This is a genomic window from Amycolatopsis sp. NPDC024027, assembly GCF_040638975.1.
Classification (GTDB): domain Bacteria; phylum Actinomycetota; class Actinomycetes; order Mycobacteriales; family Pseudonocardiaceae; genus Amycolatopsis.
In genome coordinates this window covers 96,941-113,373 of the sequence record NZ_JBEZYY010000018.1, presented here as the reverse complement: position 1 = coordinate 113,373, position 16,433 = coordinate 96,941, and the positions used below count along the sequence as shown (strand labels likewise).

At 71.4% G+C, this 16,433-nt stretch carries 16 protein-coding genes; 7 read left to right on the top strand and 9 right to left on the bottom strand.

Annotated features, from left to right (window positions below; all coding sequences use genetic code 11):
* Position 1 precedes the first annotated feature (1 nt).
* Both AB0F52_RS35595 and AB0F52_RS35590 read right to left on the bottom strand, forming a co-directional pair.
* A complete protein-coding gene (locus tag AB0F52_RS35595; RefSeq protein WP_360180517.1) occupies positions 2-337 on the bottom strand; it encodes a DUF3099 domain-containing protein in 336 nt (111 codons plus the stop codon).
* A gap of 17 nt (positions 338-354) precedes the next feature.
* Entirely contained in the window at positions 355-1,620 is a 1,266-nt protein-coding gene (locus AB0F52_RS35590) for an amidohydrolase (protein ID WP_360180515.1), read from the bottom strand.
* Positions 1,621-1,648: 28 nt separating this feature from the next.
* Between AB0F52_RS35590 and AB0F52_RS35585 the strand changes: the two genes are divergently transcribed.
* The 4 genes from AB0F52_RS35585 (at position 1,649) to AB0F52_RS35570 (ending at position 7,189) form a co-directional block, all read left to right on the top strand.
* Positions 1,649-3,151, top strand: a complete 1,503-nt coding sequence (locus AB0F52_RS35585; RefSeq protein ID WP_360180513.1) for a methyltransferase — start codon at positions 1,649-1,651, stop codon at positions 3,149-3,151.
* Entirely contained in the window at positions 3,148-3,573 is a 426-nt protein-coding gene (dtd, locus tag AB0F52_RS35580) for a D-aminoacyl-tRNA deacylase (protein WP_360180511.1), read from the top strand. Before AB0F52_RS35585 ends, dtd begins: the two co-directional genes overlap by 4 nt.
* Before the next feature lie 289 nt (positions 3,574-3,862).
* Complete coding sequence (locus AB0F52_RS35575) at positions 3,863-4,894, top strand: sigma-70 family RNA polymerase sigma factor (protein WP_360180509.1); 1,032 nt, start codon at positions 3,863-3,865, stop codon at positions 4,892-4,894.
* 624 nt (positions 4,895-5,518) lie between these two features.
* Complete coding sequence (locus AB0F52_RS35570) at positions 5,519-7,189, top strand: fumarate hydratase (protein ID WP_360180507.1); 1,671 nt, start codon at positions 5,519-5,521, stop codon at positions 7,187-7,189.
* Between the two features lie 48 nt (positions 7,190-7,237).
* On the opposite strand, the gene AB0F52_RS35565 is transcribed toward AB0F52_RS35570, so the two are convergent.
* From AB0F52_RS35565 to AB0F52_RS35545, 5 genes are all read right to left on the bottom strand, one after another.
* Positions 7,238-7,915, bottom strand: coding sequence for a hypothetical protein (locus AB0F52_RS35565; protein WP_360180505.1), 678 nt, complete (start codon positions 7,913-7,915; stop codon positions 7,238-7,240).
* 203 nt (positions 7,916-8,118) lie between these two features.
* Entirely contained in the window at positions 8,119-8,634 is a 516-nt protein-coding gene (locus tag AB0F52_RS35560; protein WP_360180503.1) for a hypothetical protein, read from the bottom strand.
* 113 nt (positions 8,635-8,747) lie between these two features.
* The gene (locus tag AB0F52_RS35555) at positions 8,748-9,269 is read right to left on the bottom strand and encodes a hypothetical protein (protein ID WP_360180501.1); all 522 of its coding nucleotides are present in this window, start codon (positions 9,267-9,269) and stop codon (positions 8,748-8,750) included.
* Between the two features lie 42 nt (positions 9,270-9,311).
* A complete protein-coding gene (locus tag AB0F52_RS35550) occupies positions 9,312-9,692 on the bottom strand; it encodes a DoxX family protein (RefSeq protein WP_360180499.1) in 381 nt (126 codons plus the stop codon).
* A gap of 67 nt (positions 9,693-9,759) precedes the next feature.
* On the bottom strand, positions 9,760-10,509 hold the full coding sequence (locus tag AB0F52_RS35545; RefSeq protein ID WP_360180497.1) for a GntR family transcriptional regulator: 750 nt from the start codon (positions 10,507-10,509) through the stop codon (positions 9,760-9,762).
* A gap of 80 nt (positions 10,510-10,589) precedes the next feature.
* Here AB0F52_RS35545 and AB0F52_RS35540 point away from each other — a divergent pair, with 80 nt between their 5' ends.
* Together AB0F52_RS35540 and AB0F52_RS35535 are read left to right on the top strand one after the other, a co-directional pair.
* Entirely contained in the window at positions 10,590-11,807 is a 1,218-nt protein-coding gene (locus tag AB0F52_RS35540; protein WP_360180495.1) for an amino acid permease, read from the top strand.
* Positions 11,808-11,931: 124 nt separating this feature from the next.
* On the top strand, positions 11,932-12,738 hold the full coding sequence (locus AB0F52_RS35535; protein WP_360180493.1) for a serine protease: 807 nt from the start codon (positions 11,932-11,934) through the stop codon (positions 12,736-12,738).
* A 53-nt stretch (positions 12,739-12,791) separates the two neighbouring features.
* Here AB0F52_RS35535 and AB0F52_RS35530 read toward each other — a convergent pair whose 3' ends face one another.
* Positions 12,792-13,892 (bottom strand): nitronate monooxygenase family protein, encoded by a 1,101-nt coding sequence (locus AB0F52_RS35530; RefSeq protein ID WP_360180491.1) that lies wholly within the window; start codon positions 13,890-13,892, stop codon positions 12,792-12,794.
* 12 nt (positions 13,893-13,904) lie between these two features.
* Positions 13,905-15,521 carry an acyl-CoA synthetase gene (locus AB0F52_RS35525; RefSeq protein ID WP_360180489.1) on the bottom strand — a complete coding sequence of 539 codons (1,617 nt, stop codon included), beginning with the start codon at positions 15,519-15,521 and terminating at the stop codon, positions 13,905-13,907.
* A gap of 62 nt (positions 15,522-15,583) precedes the next feature.
* Between AB0F52_RS35525 and AB0F52_RS35520 the strand changes: the two genes are divergently transcribed.
* Positions 15,584-16,372 carry a crotonase/enoyl-CoA hydratase family protein gene (locus AB0F52_RS35520; protein WP_360180487.1) on the top strand — a complete coding sequence of 263 codons (789 nt, stop codon included), beginning with the start codon at positions 15,584-15,586 and terminating at the stop codon, positions 16,370-16,372.
* Positions 16,373-16,433: the final 61 nt, after the last annotated feature.

Here is a 16,433-nt window from a genome sequence, read left to right as displayed (position 1 = left end):
CTCAGCCGTCGATGACGCGGTGGGTGGTGCCCTCGATCGCCGTCGCCTCGCGCTGGTAGGTGTTGACCTGCTCGGACTTGCGGGGCGGGCGGTCGTTGGCGATCAGCACCGCGATCCACGGCAGCGGCACCGAGATCGCCAGGAAGCCCAGCGCCAGCCACCACACGTGGTAGGTCAGCCCGGCCGCGATCAGGCACGGGATGCGGCAGCCCATCATGATCACGTACTTGCGTTTGCGCGTGGCGAGCTGCTGTTCGTACGACGGGGCTGCCCCGGTGATCAGCACCGGGTCCGAGTCGTTGGCGGGCATGGTCACTGCACCACCTCCGCTGTCCATCGTCCCACTTGCGGGGTTCATCCGACACCGGGGTGACGCATCTTGCTCAAGGCGGCTGCGACGAGCGTCTCGATGCCCGTGCGCAGGGTCGGGTGCAGGACCGGGGCGAAGCGCGGCGAGTGGTTGGACGGGACGTCGCGCTCGAACCGGCCCTCGGTCATCGCGGTGATCACCGTCTGCGGGTCGAAGCCGCCGACCAGCCAGAACACCGACGGCACGCCGGCCGCGCGGCCGAACTCGCTGAAGTCCTCACTGCCGGTGATCAGCGGCGCCGGCAGCACCACGTCGGTGCCGAAGTGGCCGCGGAAGACCTCGGTGAGCGCGTCGTTGGCGGCCTCGTCGTTTTCGGTGATCGGGTACGAGCCGGACCGGACGATTTCCGGCGGCTTCGGCGCGCCGGCCGTCGCCGCCTCGCCGTTGACGATCCGCTCGACCGCGGCCAGCACCCGCTCGCGGACAGCCTGGTCGAACGACCGGACGTTGACCTCGAGCACGGCGTCGTCGGCGATGACGTTGCTCGCGGTGCCCACGTGCAGCGAACCGACCGTGACCACGGCCGAGTCGGTGGCGGCGATCTCGCGCGACACGATCGTCTGCAGCTTGAGCACCACGGACGCGGCCAGCACGGCCGGGTCGACGGTGGTCTCCGGGCGCGAGCCGTGGCCGCCGCGGCCGTGCAGGGTGACGCGCAGCGTGTCGGTGGCGGCCATGATCACACCGGGCCGGGTGAGCACCCAGCCGGCCGGGCCGGGGACCAGGTGCTGCCCGAACACGACGTCCGGCTTCCCCGCGACGTCGAACAGGCCGTCGCGGACCATCGCCACGGCGCCGCCCGCGCCCTCCTCCCCCGGCTGGAACACCACCAGCAGCGTGCCGGCCCAGGTGTCGCGGCCCTTCGCGAGCAGCGCGGCGGCGCCCGACAGCCAGGTGGCGTGCATGTCGTGCCCGCAGGCGTGCATGACGGGGACGTCGTTGCCGTGCTCGTCGGTGCCGCGGACCGTGCTGGCGTAGGACAGCCCGGTCTTCTCCTCGACCGGCAGCGCGTCGATGTCGGCGCGCAGCAGCACGGTGGGTCCCTCGCCGTTGCGCAGCACGCCCAGCACGCCGGTGCCGGCGATGCCGGTGTGCACCTCGTAGCCGTCGCCCTCCAGCCGCCGGGCCAGCTCGGCGGCCGTCCGGGTCTCGGCGAACGACAGCTCCGGGTGCCGGTGGAGGTCGATGTACAGCGCTTCGAGCTCGGGCAGCGCCGCGTCGAGCGGGGCGAGGACGCGTTCAAGGGTCACGGTGGCCATCGTGGCAGCATTACCCACCGTGAGCACGCGAAGCGTACTGCCCGACCTGTCCGACGACGTCTGCGCGCGGCTGCGCGAGGCCTTCCGGCGCACTTCCTACGACGCCGACGGCGTGGTGGCCGCCCTCGGCGGGGCCGCGCACGCGGCGCTGGGCCGCGGCGAGCCGGTGCCGGCCGAACGCGCGAGCCGGGACGCGGGGGACCTCGGCACGCTGATCCGGCTGTTCCTGCTGGGCGGCACCGAGCCGGAGACCGCGGTCAAGGCCGCTTTCGCGCCGCTCGCGCCCGAGGACGCCGTCTCGGCCGGGGTGCTTTCGGCGGCCGACGGCGGCTACCGGGCCGCGCTGGACATCCGGCCGCACGGCGACGAGGAGGGCTCCTGGTGGGTCGTGTCCGACCTCGACGCCGACGTGCTCGGCACCACCGTGCCCGAGGACCACGTGCTCGGCGTCGGCCACGCGTCGCTGTCGCTGATCCGCGCGACCGGCCGCCGCCCGGTCGGCACCCTGCTCGACCTGGGCACCGGCAACGGCGTGCAGGCGCTGCACGCGACCCGGCACGCCGGGCGCGTCACCGCGACCGACGTCTCCGCGCGGGCCCTCGCCCTGGCCGCGGCGACCTTCCGGCTGAACGAGCTGGACGTCGAGCTCGTCCGCGGGGAGTGGTTCGCGCCGGTCGCGCGGCGGAAGTTCGACCAGGTCGTCTGCAATCCGCCGTTCGTGGTCGGCCCCGCTCGCGTCGACTACACCTACCGCGACTCCGGGCTGGCCGGCGACGACGCCAGCGCGCTGGTCGTGCGGCAGCTGCCGGGGTTCCTGAACGACGGCGGCACCGGGCACCTGCTCGCTTCGTGGCTGCACACCTCCCGCGAGGACTGGGCCGACCGGGTGAGCCGCTGGCTGCCCGCCGAGACCGACGCCTGGTTCGTGCAGCGCGACGTCGCCGATCCGGCCCTCTACGTCGGCACGTGGCTGCGGGACGCGGGCCTCGACCCGCGCTCGCCGGAGGGCCGGGCGAAGGCGGCGGCGTGGCTCGACTGGTTCGCCGCCAACGACGTGCGGGGCATCGGCTTCGGGTTCGTCACGCTGCGGCGGGCGTCCGGGCGGACACCCACCGTCGTGTGCGAGGACCTGCGGCAGGCCTACGACGACCCGCTGGGCCCGGAAGCGGCGGGCTGGCTGGACCGCGTGGAATGGCTGCGCGAATCGGGTGATTCGCTGCTTGATGTCCGATTTGTGGTGCCCGACACGGTTTTGCTCGAAAGCGTCGAGGAACCCGGTGACGAAGGCTGGACGACGGCCGTCCGGCGGCTGCACCGCACCGACGGGCCGGGCTGGCAGCACGAGGTCGACGAACTGGCCACGCGGCTGCTGGCCGGGTGCCGCGGCGCGTTGCCGCTGGAGGACCTGATCGAGCTGCTCGCGGCGGCGCAGGGCCTGTCGTCCGAGGAGCTGGCGGCCGCCGCGCTGCCCGTCGTCCGGGAGCTCGTCCGGCACGGCATGCTCGTCCCGGCGGACCGGTGAGAGCGGTCGCGGCCCGCGTCACGCGGGCGGACGTCACCGTCGGCGACGAGGTCGTCGGCGCGATCGACGAGCCGGGATTGCTTGTGCTGCTGGGAATTCACGTCGACGACGACGTCGCGAAGGCCGTCACGATGGCGCGCAAACTGCACGAACTGCGGGTGTTGCGCGACGAGGAATCATGCGCCACCGCGAATGCACCGCTGCTCGTGGTGAGCCAGTTCACGCTCTACGGCGACACGAAGAAAGGACGGCGGCCGTCGTGGACGCAGGCCGCCCGGCCGGAGGTCGCGGAGCCGTTGGTGGACGCCGTCGTGGCCGAGCTGCGCGGCCGCGGTGCCACGGTGGCGACGGGCCGTTTCGGGGCCATGATGGCGGTCTCGAGCGTGAACGACGGTCCGTTCACGATTTTGGTTGAGGTCTAGACCATTGCGATCCGGTTCAGTTTCTGACCGGATTCATATGGAATTCTCAGGTTCCCCGGTCACGGAACGTTCTCAGCAAAAGCTCAGCATTGGTTGAGCAACCGGATCGCTCCGGCATCCGTCTTCTCCTATGACGAGCCGGGAACGTTTTGGGAACCCGGAGCGTTGTGCCAGATGTCCAGCCAAGCCGGCCGGACCGGCGTACCGGGATCCACAGGCCCCGGTGCGCGGGTACGCACACCGGTGGACGACCGCAGCAGCACGTTCAGCCCGTGACCGGGGAGGCAGAATGTCAGTCCAGACTCTCGAACGCGAGTCGCGCGGGATTCGCGAGCGTATCCCGGCTCAGACGACCGAGGAGCCGGTGTTCAGCGTGGGGACGCTGACCGACGCCGACCTCGACGCCCAGAGCCCCGCGGCCGACCTCGTCCGCGTCTACCTCAACGGCATCGGCAAGACGGCCCTGCTGTCCGCGGCCGACGAGGTCGAGCTGGCGAAGCGCATCGAAGCCGGCGTGTTCGCCCAGCACATGCTGGACACCGCCGAGGAGCTCACGGCCAAGCGCCGCACCGAGCTGGCCGCCCTGGTCCGCGACGGCCACGTGGCGAAGAACCACCTGCTGGAGGCCAACCTCCGCCTGGTGGTCTCGCTCGCCAAGCGCTACACCGGCCGGGGGATGCCGCTGCTCGACCTGATCCAGGAGGGGAACCTGGGTCTCATCCGCGCGGTGGAGAAGTTCGACTACTCCAAGGGGTTCAAGTTCTCGACCTACGCCACCTGGTGGATCCGGCAGGCCATCACCCGGGGCATGGCCGACCAGGGCCGCACCATCCGGCTGCCTGTCCACCTGGTGGAACAGGTGAACAAGCTGGCCCGCATCAAGCGCGACCTGCACCAGCAGCTCGGCCGCGACGCGACGCACGAGGAGCTGGCGGCCGAGTCGGGCATCCCGGCGCACAAGATCTCCGACCTGCTCGACCACTCGCGTGACCCGGTAAGCCTGGACATGCCGGTCGGCACGGAGGAGGACGCCCCGCTGGGCGACTTCATCGAGGACTCCGAGGCCACCGACGCCGAGAGCGCCGTGATCTCGGGCCTGCTGCAGGACGACCTGCGCCGGGTCTTGGCGACGCTGGACGACCGCGAGCAGCACGTGATCCGCCTGCGCTACGGCCTCGACGACGGCCAGCCGCGCACGCTCGACCAGATCGGCAAGCACTTCGGGCTGTCCCGCGAGCGCGTCCGCCAGATCGAGCGCGAGGTCATGTCGAAGCTGCGCCAGGGCGAGCGCGCGGACCGGCTCCGCGCCTACGCCAGCTGATCGCTTCTCGTCCGGGGGCGGGTGCACATCGTGCGCCCGCCCTCGGTCATTTCCGCACCTCGCTGACCAGGCGTTCGGCCAGGGGCGAAAATTTTCCACGAAAACCGGGTTTCACCGTTCACGGGCCTGGGTAGCAACCCTCCGCCAGCACCCGTTCGGCGGCGTTGACTTATGACCTGCGTCACGACAGCCTCGAAGTGCCGGCGCAGGCCTCGCAACCGGGTGTGCACGCATCCGGGAGCTTTCCCCGGGAGGTCGGGTCCGTCGGGGTGGACCCGGCCTCCCGACCAGCTTCCCCCAGCCGCAGTGAATGACTCATTCCTGGCGTCGGACGCCAGGAATGAGTCATTCACTGCGCGCTTGCGACCGATCGGCTCGCCGGCCGACCACCCGGACCTCCCCCGCCACCCCGATCCGAAGCCAGAACGCGGACGGTGGCGCGGGGTCAAGGCACGCTTTCCCGCCTTGACGCGGCGCTACCGTCCGTCGTCACAATCGGGCTTCGGGGTGGTGGGACCACGGAGGCCGCGTGGGGTGGCCCACAGTGGCCGGGTGCTTCTGTTCGGTGGCTGACCTGGCTGCGTAGGGTGGACCGATCCCGGAGCTGGCAAAGGAGCCTGGCAAGTGCCGTCCACCCCGTTTCAGCACACCGAAGTCCTCCCGCTGGGCAAGGACACCACCACCGAATACCGGCTGGTCACCGACGAGGGCGTCGAGACCGTCGAAGCCGCCGGGCGGAAGTTCCTGAAGGTCGATCCCGCCGCGCTGACCACCCTCGCGCGCACCGCCATCACCGACATCCAGCACCTGTTGCGCACGTCACACCTGCAGCAGCTGCGCGCCATCGTCGATGACCCCGAAGCCAGTGGCAACGACCGGTTCGTCGCCATGGACCTGCTGCGCAACGCCGCCATCTCCGCCGGCGGTGTGCTGCCCATGTGCCAGGACACCGGGACCGCCATCGTCATCGGCAAGCGCGGCGAAGGCGTGCTCACCGGCGGTGACGACGAGCGCGCCCTCTCGCGGGGCATCTTCGACGCCTACCAGCAGCTGAACCTGCGGTACTCGCAGATGGCGCCGGTCAGCTTCTGGGACGAGCGCAACACCGGGACCAACCTGCCCGCGCAGATCGAGCTCTACCACAAGGACAACACAGCCGGACAGCCAGAAGATCCTTCCTACGAGTTCCTCTTCATGGCCAAGGGCGGCGGCAGCGCCAACAAGACGTTCCTCTACCAGGAGACCAAGGCGGTCCTGAACCCGAAGCGGCTCGCGCGCTTCCTCGACGAGAAGCTGCGCAGCCTCGGCACCGCCGCCTGCCCGCCCTACCACCTCGCGATCGTCGTCGGCGGGATGTCCGCCGAGTTCAACCTCAAGGTCGCGAAGCTCGCCTCCGCCCGCTACCTCGACACCCTGCCGCAGGAGGGCTCCGACCTCGGCCACGCCTTCCGCGACCCGGATCTCGAGCAGCAGGTGCTGGAGATGACCCGGCAGTTCGGCATCGGCGCGCAGTTCGGCGGCAAGTACTTCTGCCACGACGTCCGGGTCATCCGGCTCCCCCGGCACGGTGCGAGCTGCCCGGTCGGCATCGCCGTCTCCTGCTCCGCCGATCGGCAGGCCAAGGCCAAGATCACCGCCGACGGGGTGTTCATCGAGCAGCTCGAGCGCGACCCGGCCCGCTTCCTGCCCGACGTCACCGAGGAAGACCTCTCCGACGACGTCGTCGCCGTCGACCTCAACCGGCCGATGGCCGAGATCCGCGCGCAGCTCTCGCAGCTGCCGGTCAAGACGCGGCTTTCGCTCACCGGGCCGCTGGTCGTCGCGCGGGACATCGCGCACGCCAAGATCGCCGAGCGCCTCGACGCCGGCGAGGAGATGCCGGATTACCTGAAGGACCACCCGGTCTACTACGCGGGCCCGGCGAAGACGCCCGAGGGCTACGCGTCCGGTTCGTTCGGCCCGACCACGGCCGGGCGGATGGACTCCTACGTCGAGCAGTTCCAGGCCGCCGGCGGCTCACTCGTCATGCTGGCCAAGGGAAACCGCTCGAAGCAGGTGACCGCCGCGTGCCAGGCGCACGGCGGGTTCTACCTCGGCTCGATCGGCGGCCCGGCGGCGCGGCTCGCGCAGGACTGCATCAAGAAGGTCGACGTGCTCGAGTACGCCGAGCTCGGCATGGAAGCCGTCTGGAAGATCGAGGTCGAGGACTTCCCGGCGTTCATCGTCATCGACGACAAGGGCAACGACTTCTTCGCCAGCACCGGCGACCCGGTGCTGCAGATCAGTTTCCGTTAGCGGGCAAGGGAAGGGGACACCGGCCCGCCGCCGGTGTCCCCTCCTCGCTCAGCCGACGCGCTCGATCCGCGCGCGCCGGATGAGGAACTTGCCGGGCTCCCGGACCTGTTCGAAGGCCGCGTTGTTGAGCAGCGTGCAGCTGCCCGACACCGACGTCACCGACACCGTGGTGGACTTCGAGTTGTCCAGGTTGGTCACCTTGAGCTTCGTCCCGGCCGGGAACTGGTTGCTCGACGCGGCCGGCGCGCCGCCCTCGCCCGACAGCGTCACGGTCGAGCCGGGGCACACGACCTGCCCCACCGCCGCCGCCGCGCCCGCGCCGGCGGCCGGTTGCTCCTGCTTCTTCTGCTGCCCGGGCGCCTGCGCCTTGCCCGGCGCGTTGCCGGAGTTCCCCGGGGCCGCGGCGGCCTGACCGTTGTTCGCCGCGACGTTCGCCGTGCAGCCCGCCACTTGCCGCCGCTGCTGGATCAGGTCCACCACGGCCTGCCGGTTGGTGATCCGCGCGGCCGACTGCCCGTCCGGGTTCGCCTGCTGGCCCGCGATGAAGTTCAGGTTGTTCTGCAACGCGGTGTCGAGCCCACCGCAGTTCTCTTTGGGCGCTTCGGCCGCGTTGCCCGCGGGACTGCTCAGCGCGATGGCGGTCGCGGTGACGCCGGCGACGCCCAGCAACGCGGCCAATCCGACGGTCGCCTGCTTGCGGTGCCGGCCACTGCTCAACCGGGGCATGGGCCCCTCCTCTCTGATCGCCACCTCACTCCGGGACACGGCCCGGTCACGGCGGCGGTTCAGCGGGAGCCCTGACAATTTTCGACAACTTCGACGAACCGGACCACCGGCGTCACGTGGTCCGGACCACCGCCGGGCGATCGTCCACTGCGGACAGCACGCGGCCCCCGGGGAGATCTCCCCGGGGGCCGCGGCAGAGCGGTTTACTTCGGCGGCGTGGTCTTCAGCACCACGGTGCGCTGATCCAGCGGTGCGGCCAGGGCGACCGAGATCACCGGGTACCGGATGTCCATCGTGCACATCTGATTGGTCTGGGCCTTCGTCTCGCTCAGGTTGACGACGACGTGGTCGCCCGCCTGTTCGGCCGCCTCGCCGAGCGCGTGCCCGCAGCCGCCTTCCTGGGCGCGGATGTTGAGGACCGTGCCGCCGTTGGCCGTCCACACCTCGCGCGGGAACCCGGCGGGCAGCGCGGTCGCATCGATCTGTCCCGCCGGCACCTGGGTGCTGCCCTCGGGTACGGTCAGCCGGGGCTTGCCGGGCGGGTTGGGCTCGGGCGGCGCCGGCAGCACCGATTCACTCGGCGACGGCGACGCCGGCGCGGGCACCGACACACTGCCGGTCGACCCCCCAGGCAGGTTGGTGGGCATGTCCTGGCCGGCGCAGGCCGTCACCACCAGCAGGAGTGCGCCTGTCCCGACCACCTTCGCTGAGTACCTCATGCCCTCAAGACGGAACGGGGGCGGCGCGGGGTTGCACCGGCTCCGGCCCCGGAAGAATGGTCTGGGAGGGCGTCCCGGGCATCCCGGGGCCGCCCTCCCAGCGTCCGGGGGGGTCAGCCCTGGCGGAGCACGACCGTGCGCGTGCCGAGCGGCGCCACGAGGGCGAGCGGCACCCTGATCTCCTTGATGTAGTCCGGGCACATCTGGCCCTTGGGCGCCGACGCCACGGCGACCAGCACGACCACCTGCTGCGCGGTCTGCTCGCTGACGCGCGCCGAGACGCGGCGGCAGCCGCCCTCCTCGGCCTGCAGGATCAGGGTCCGGCCGTCGAGGCTGCGGGTGAGGCTGCGCGGGTAGCCCTCGGGCAGCCCGCGGGCGTCGACCTGGGTCTCGGCGACGACGTCGTCGCCCGGCGCGATGCCCTGCGTCGGCCGGCCGGCCGTCTGGGACGGCGGCGGGCCGATCGTCGGAGGTCCGAGCGTGGGCGTCGCGGCCCCGGTCGCCGTCGCCGACGTCGAGAGCGACTCGGGCGCCGAGCCGGTGCCCGCCGGGGCGCCGGCGCCGGAATTCGCGGCGCAGGCCGTCGCCGTGAGCAGCAGCAGGCCCGCGCCCAGCAGTTTCACCGTGGTACGCATACCTGCCAGACGGAGTGGACACCCACCGGGTTGCATCGGCGCTCAGAGACGACCCGCGGCGACGAAGACGCACACCGCCAGCAGCGCGACGTTGACCCCGACGTTCCGCCACTCGGCCGGCTTGTGCTGCACGATCGCCAGCCTGCCGTGCATCGCCATCGCCCCCACCATCACCACGGCCAGCCCGGCCGCCGCCCAGCCGGTCAGGACCGGCCCGATGCCCAGCAGCAGCGGCAGGATCAGGCCCACCGCGGCGAGGATCTCGCAGATGGCGGCGAACCGGACCACGGGCAGCGGGTACGCCGCCGCCCCGGTCTGGCCGGTTTCGAGCATCCGCTGCCGCGACATCGTCGACTTGAGCGCGCCCGACACCGCGAAGATCGCGGCGAGCAGAATCTGTCCGGTCCACAGTGCGATGTTCATTTCGTTCCTCCCCGTTCATCCGGTTGCGGGAGGAACGAGGGCACCGCGCGAAACGTGACAGCGGTGGTCAGTCGGCGCGGCCCAGGCGCGTCGTGAAGCTGAGCCGGTCCCCGCGGTACAGCGACCTCACCCGCTCGAACGGCACTCCGTCCGGGCCCCACGAGATCCGGTGCGTCAGCAGCATCGGCAGCGCCGGGTTCGTCCCGATCAGCAGTGCCTCGCGCGGGGTGGACAGCACCGTCTCGACCCGTTCCTCCGCCCCGGAGGGCTCCACGCCGAGCTGCTCGCTCAACGGCTGCTCCGGGATGAACACCTCGAGCAGGTCCGGACACCGCGACGCCAGGAGATATGTCGACTCGAGCCCGACGCGCTCGTCGCCGGCCAGCAGAACCCGCTCGAGGTGGAACACCTCGGCGTCCGACGTCACCTGCAGGTCGGCCGCCAGCGCCCGGCCGGCCGGACGCCGCTCCAGAGTGATCGGGCTGCGGCCCGGCCGGATGTCCGGCCGCCGCCCCGCCGAGGCCAGCGGCTGGACGAGCTTCGGGCCGGCGATGTACGTGCCGCTCCCCTGGCGGCGGCTGAGCCGGCCCTCGAGCACCAGCTCCGCGACCGCCTGCCGTACCGTCGCCCTCGACACTTCGAACCGTTCGCACAATTCCCGTTCCGTGGGCAGCACCGCTCCTTCGCCGAGTTCCGCGATCACCGCCAGCAGTTCGACCTTGACCGCGTAGTAACGCGGGACGCGGCCGTGTTCGGGAATCCCGTCGAGGACGGGGCCGTCGGCGGACAGGCGGGAATGGTGCGAAGGGGCAGGCACGGAATCGACCCTATTCGGTTCTTCGGCCGCCGTGGTTCGCTGTGGCGCGCAACACGGCCGACAGCTGGAGGATCACCCGGATGCCCCCGACTTCCCTCACCCGCCGGCTCGGCCTCGCCGACGCCGTTTTCCTCGGCCTGGGCTCGATGATCGGGGCCGGCGTGTTCGCCGCGTTCGCCCCGGCGGCGCGTGCCGCGGGGGCCGGATTGCTCATCGCATTGGTCCTCGCGGCCGTCATCGCTTACTGCAATGCGACGTCGTCGGCGCGGCTCGCCGCGATTTACCCGGAATCCGGGGGCACCTACGTTTACGGCCGGGAAAGGCTCGGTGAATTCTGGGGCTACCTCGCCGGCTGGGGATTCGTCACCGGGAAGACCGCCAGCTGCGCCGCGATGACGCTGACCGTCGTCGCCTACGCCGCGCCCGGGCTCGGGCAGCCGTGGCGGAGCCTGCTCGCCGTCGCGGTGGTCGCCGCGCTCACCGCCGTCAACTACTTCGGCGTGCACCGGTCGGCGCTCGCCACCCGGGTGATCGTGTCGTGCACCCTGCTCGTGCTCACGGTCTCGGGAGTGGCGATGGCCGCCGGGCCGTCCGCCGGCGGCCCGCTCGTCGCCTGGCCGGGTGGCGGCGGCGTGCTCGAAGCGGCCGGGCTGCTCTTCTTCGCCTTCGCCGGGTACGCGCGGCTCGCCACCCTCGGCGAGGAGGTCCGCGACCCGGCCCGCACCATCCCCCGGGCCATCCCGCTGGCCCTCGGCATCACCCTCGCGGTCTACGCCGCGCTGGCCGTGCTGCTGCTCGTCCGGCTCGGCCCCGCCGCGCTCGCCGCGAGCCCGGACCCGATCGCCGCGGCCGTGCCGGGGTGGCTCGCCCCGGTCGTCCGGGTGGGCGCGGCCGTCGCCGCGCTCGGCTCGCTGCTCGCGCTCATCCTCGGCGTCTCGCGCACGACGCTGGCGATGAGCCGCGACGGCCACCTCCCCCGTTTTCTCGCCGCCGTGCACCCGCGCTACCAGGTGCCGCACCGGGCGGAGCTCGCCGTCGGGCTCGTCGTCGCCGTGCTCGCCGCGACGATCGACCTGCGCGCCGCGATCGGCTTCTCGTCCTTCGCCGTCCTGACGTACTACGCGATCGCCAACGCCGCCGCCCTGACCCTGCGCGGGAAGGCGCTGCCGGTCGCCGTCCTCGGCCTCGCCGGGTGCGTGGTGCTCGCCTTCAGCCTGCCGCTGCCGTCGGTGCTCGCGGGCTGCGTCGCGTTGTTGCTCGGCGTTTCGGCCTACGGCGTTCGCCGGATGCGCCGGTGAGAAATCACCCAACCGCCCGAAAGATCCGAAGAAAGTCGGTTGTCCCGGTCTTGACCACCTGGTGTAGTCATGGGGCCGCTCTCGAGCTCGGCTTCCACTGTGGACACTGGAAGGACTGATCCCCTTGGTTCCCAAGCGCTGGTTCACCCTGCTCAGAAACGCCACCACCACACTGGCCGCGGTCGCCGCGGCCGCGGCGTTCGCCACCCCGGCGATCGCCACCGCCGCCCAGCCGCCGTCCACCGACGTCGTCGGCGGCACCCGGGCCGCCCAGGGCGAATTCCCGTTCATGGTCCGGCTTTCCATGGGCTGCGGCGGGGCGCTCTACACCAAGCAGATCGTCCTGACCGCGGCGCACTGCGTCAGCCGGACGGGTTCGAACACCTCGATCACCGCCACCGTGGGCGTGGTCGACCTGCAGAGCTCCAGCGCGCAGAAGATCCGCTCGACCTACGTCTACCAGTCCCCCACCTACGGCTCCTCGACCGGCGGCGACTGGGCGCTGATCAAGCTGGCCAGCCCGGTGAGCGGGCTTGCGACGATGCCGATCGCGACGACCGGCGCGTACAACACCGGCACGTTCACCGTGGCCGGCTGGGGCGCGGCCCGCGAAGGCGGCGCGCAGCAGCGGTACCTGCTCAAGGCGACGGTCCCGTTCGTCGACGACGCCACCTGCGCCGCCCAGGGCGGCAGCTACCCCGACCTCATCCCGAGCGCCGAGATCTGCGCGGGCAACCTCGCCTCCGGCGGCGTCGACACCTGCCAGGGCGACTCCGGCGGCCCGATGTTCCGCCGGGACAACAACAACGCCTGGATCCAGGTCGGCATCGTCAGCTGGGGTGACGGCTGCGCCCGGGCGCACGCCCCCGGCGTCTACACCGAGGTGAGCACGTTCGCGTCGAAGATCGCCGCGGCCGCCGCCACGCTGTAACCGTTCACGCACGAGAAAGGGGCCCCGCCGCGGCGGGGCCCCTTTTCTCCGGTTCAGCGGGTCTTGTCCAGGCGGGAAAGCGCTTCTTCGTAGCCGGCGACGAGCTCGGCGACGACGTCGGCCACCGGGCGGACCTGGTTCATCCGGCCGACGATCTGCCCGACCGGCATCGACACCACGCTCGGGTCGTTCGCCGCGTGGATCCGGTTGTGGGCCGGGGAAACCAGCAGGTTCTGCAGCGGCATCGGCAACGGCTCGGGCGCGTCCGCCGCCGCCCACGCCTCGGTCCAGCGGGTCTTCAGCAACCGGGCCGGCTTGCCGGTGTAGATCCGCGTCCGCACGGTGTCCGACGACGACGCCGCGACGAGCGCCTGCTGCATCGCCACCGATTCGCCCATCGTCTGCAGGTACTCCTCGGTGGCCAGCCACATCGACCCCATCCAGACGCCGGCCGCGCCGAGGGCGAGCGCCGCCGCCATCTGGCGGCCGGAACCGATTCCGCCCGCGGCGAGCACCGGCACGTCGACCGCGTCGACGATCTCCGGCACCAGCACCATGGACGCGATCTCTCCGGTGTGCCCGCCGGCTTCGTAGCCCTGCGCCACCACGAAGTCGACGCCGTTCTCGACGTGCCGCACGGCGTGCTCGGCCTTCCCGGCGAGCGCCGCGACCGGGACGCCCTTGTCGTGGCACTGGCCGATGACGTCCACCGGCGGCGAGCCGAGCGCGTTGGCGATCAGCTTGATCGGGTGGTTCAGCGCGACCTCGACGTGCGAGCGGGCGACCGAGTGCAGCCAGCCGAGCACCCCCGCGCGCTCGGCGGTGTCGTCCGGCAGCGGCGGGACCGAGAGCTCCTTCAGGACGCGGTCGACGAACGCGCGGTGCCCGTCCGGGATGAGCTTCGCCAGGTCGACCTGGGTGCCCTCGGCGGGCACCTTGGCCGGCATGACGATGTCGACGCCGTACGGTTTCCCGCCGGTGTTCTCGTCCATCCAGGTGAGCACCCGGTCGAGCTCGGCGGCGTCGTTGAACCGCACGCAGCCGAGCACGCCGAGCCCGCCGGCGCGGCTGAGCGCCGCGGCGACGTGCTCCGACGGGGTGAACCCGACGATCGGCAGGTCGATGCCGAGCCGGTCGCACAGGGGTGTCCGCACGGTGTTGTCCTCTCAGACGGGCTGGGCCGCGGCCGGTTCGTGCTCGGCGGCGTAGCGCTGGGCCCACGGGTAGTCCGGCTTGCCGCTGGGCGAACGGCCGATCTCGCCGGCCAGCCAGACCGTCCGCGGCACCTTGTAGCCGGCGATCTCGCCGCGGACGTGTTCTTCGATCGCCGCCAGGTCTCCTTCGGCGCCCTCGCGGAGCTGGACGACGGCGGCGACGCGCTGGCCGAGCCGTTCGTCCGGGACGCCGATGACGAGCGCGTCGAAGACGTCGGGGTGGGACTTGAGCGCCCCTTCGACCTCTTCCGGGTAGACCTTCTCGCCGCCGGTGTTGACGCACTGGGAGCCGCGGCCGAGCAGCGTGACGGTGCCGTCCTCCTCGTAACGGGCGTAGTCGCCCGGGACGACGTAACGGACGCCGTCGACCTCGACGAAGATCTTCTTGCTCTTCTCGGGATCGCCGTAGTAGCCGAGCGGGACGTGCCCGCGGCGGCCGATCAGCCCGACCGCGCCCGGCTTCTTTTCGACGAGGTTGCCGTCGTCGTCGAGCAGGATGGCGTCCTTGCCGAAGCTGACCCGCGGGCCGGCGCTGTGGTCGGAGCCCTTGGCCACCATGCCGATGCCGGTGAAGCCGCTCTCCGACGAGCCGATGGCGTCGGTGATCACGGCGTGGGGCACGAGCTCGACGAACTCCTGCTTCACCGACTGCGAGAACAGGGCGGCGTGGCTCGAGACGGCGACGATCGACGACGCGTCGTAGTCGCCCTCGCGGAAGGCCTCGATGAGCGGGCGCGCCATCGCGTCGCCGACGATCGTGAGGACCTGGACCTTGTGCTCCTGCACGGCCTTCCAGATCTCGTGGGCGTCGAAGCGGGGCACGAAGACGACGGGGCTGCCGGTGAACAGCGCCCCGAACGCGGCCCACTGCGCGGCGCCGTGGATCAGCGGCGCGGCGGGCAGCCGGGTCAGGCTCCCGGCCTTGCCCTGCTCGGCGAGCGTCCACTCGTCCGGGATGTACTCGCCGGTGACGAAGTTGATCCCGCCGCCGAGCGCGCGCCAGACGTCCTCCTGCCGCCAGAGCACGCCCTTCGGGTAGCCCGTGGTGCCGCCGGTGTAGAGGATGTAGAGGTCGTCGTTACTGCGCTCCTCGAAATCGCGCTCGGGGCTCTGGGCCGCGAGCACGGATTCGTAGTCGACGGCGCCGTAGCTCTCGTAGTCGCCGTCGCTGCCGTCGTCGATCACGACAACGTGTTTCAGTTTCGGCGCCTCCGGCAGCACCGCGGCGACCTTGTCGGCATAGCTGCGCTCGTGGACGAGCGCGACGATCTCGGCGTCGTTGAAGAGGTAGACGAGTTCGCCGTGCACGTATCGGTAGTTGACGTTGACGGCGATCGCGCGCAGCTTGTACGCCGCGATCATCGCCTCCAGGGCCTCGATCGAATTGCGGGAATAGACCCCGATGTGGGACCCGCGTCCCACGCCGTGCGCGGCGAGGTGGTGGGCGAGCCGGTTGGCCCGCGCCTCCAGTTCGGCGAAGGTGACCCGCCGGTCGCCGCACACGACCGCGACGCGCTCCGGCACGGCGTCGACGGCGTGCTCCAGAAGATCCGCGATGTTGAGTGCCACGCCCTCAAAGTAGAACATGTTATCGTTCTGGGCAATGGCACTGCTCCTTCAGGAGGTTTTCCGTGGGTGAACCGCACGCGCTGGTGACGCAGGAGGGCCAGACCCTCGTCGTCACGATGAACCGGCCCGAGGCGCGCAACGCGATCACCGGCGAGATGATGTCGATCATGGTCGAGGCCTGGGACCGGGTCGATTCCGACGACTCGATCCGCAGCTGCATCCTGACGGGCGCGGGCGGCGCGTTCTGCGCGGGCGCGGACCTGAAGTCGATGTCGCGCAACTCGCCGTCGGAGTCGTTCGCCTCGGGAAAGTTCGACCCTTCGCGCATCCCGGGGCTCTTGAAGGGCCGCCGCCTGACGAAGCCCCTGATCGCGGCGGTCGAGGGCCCGGCGATCGCGGGCGGCACCGAGATCCTCCAGGGGACCGACATCCGGGTGGCGGGCGCTTCGGCTCGCTTCGGCGTGTCGGAGGCCCGCTGGGGCCTGTTCCCGATGGGCGGATCGGCAGTGCGGCTGCCGCGTCAGATCCCGTACACGCTGGCCGCGGACATCCTGCTGACCGGCCGTCACCTGACCGCGGCGGAGGCGCTGGCCATCGGCTTGATCGGGCACGTGGTGCCGGACGGTACCGCGCTCTCTCGCGCTTTGGAGCTGGCTTCGCTGGTGAACGCGAACGGGCCCCTGGCGGTGCGGGCGATCCTGCGGACCATGCGGGACACCGAGGGGTTGCACGAGGAAGAGGCGTTCAAGCTGGACTCGCAGTACGGGATCGAGGTGTTCGCTTCGGAGGATGCCAAGGAGGGGCCGCGGGCGTTCTCGGAGAAGCGGAAGCCGGACTTCAACGGCCGCTGACCGAGAACGCGTTCTATTCATCTTGAGCTGGTCCACGGAGGAACCTTGTCGGCGGAACAAG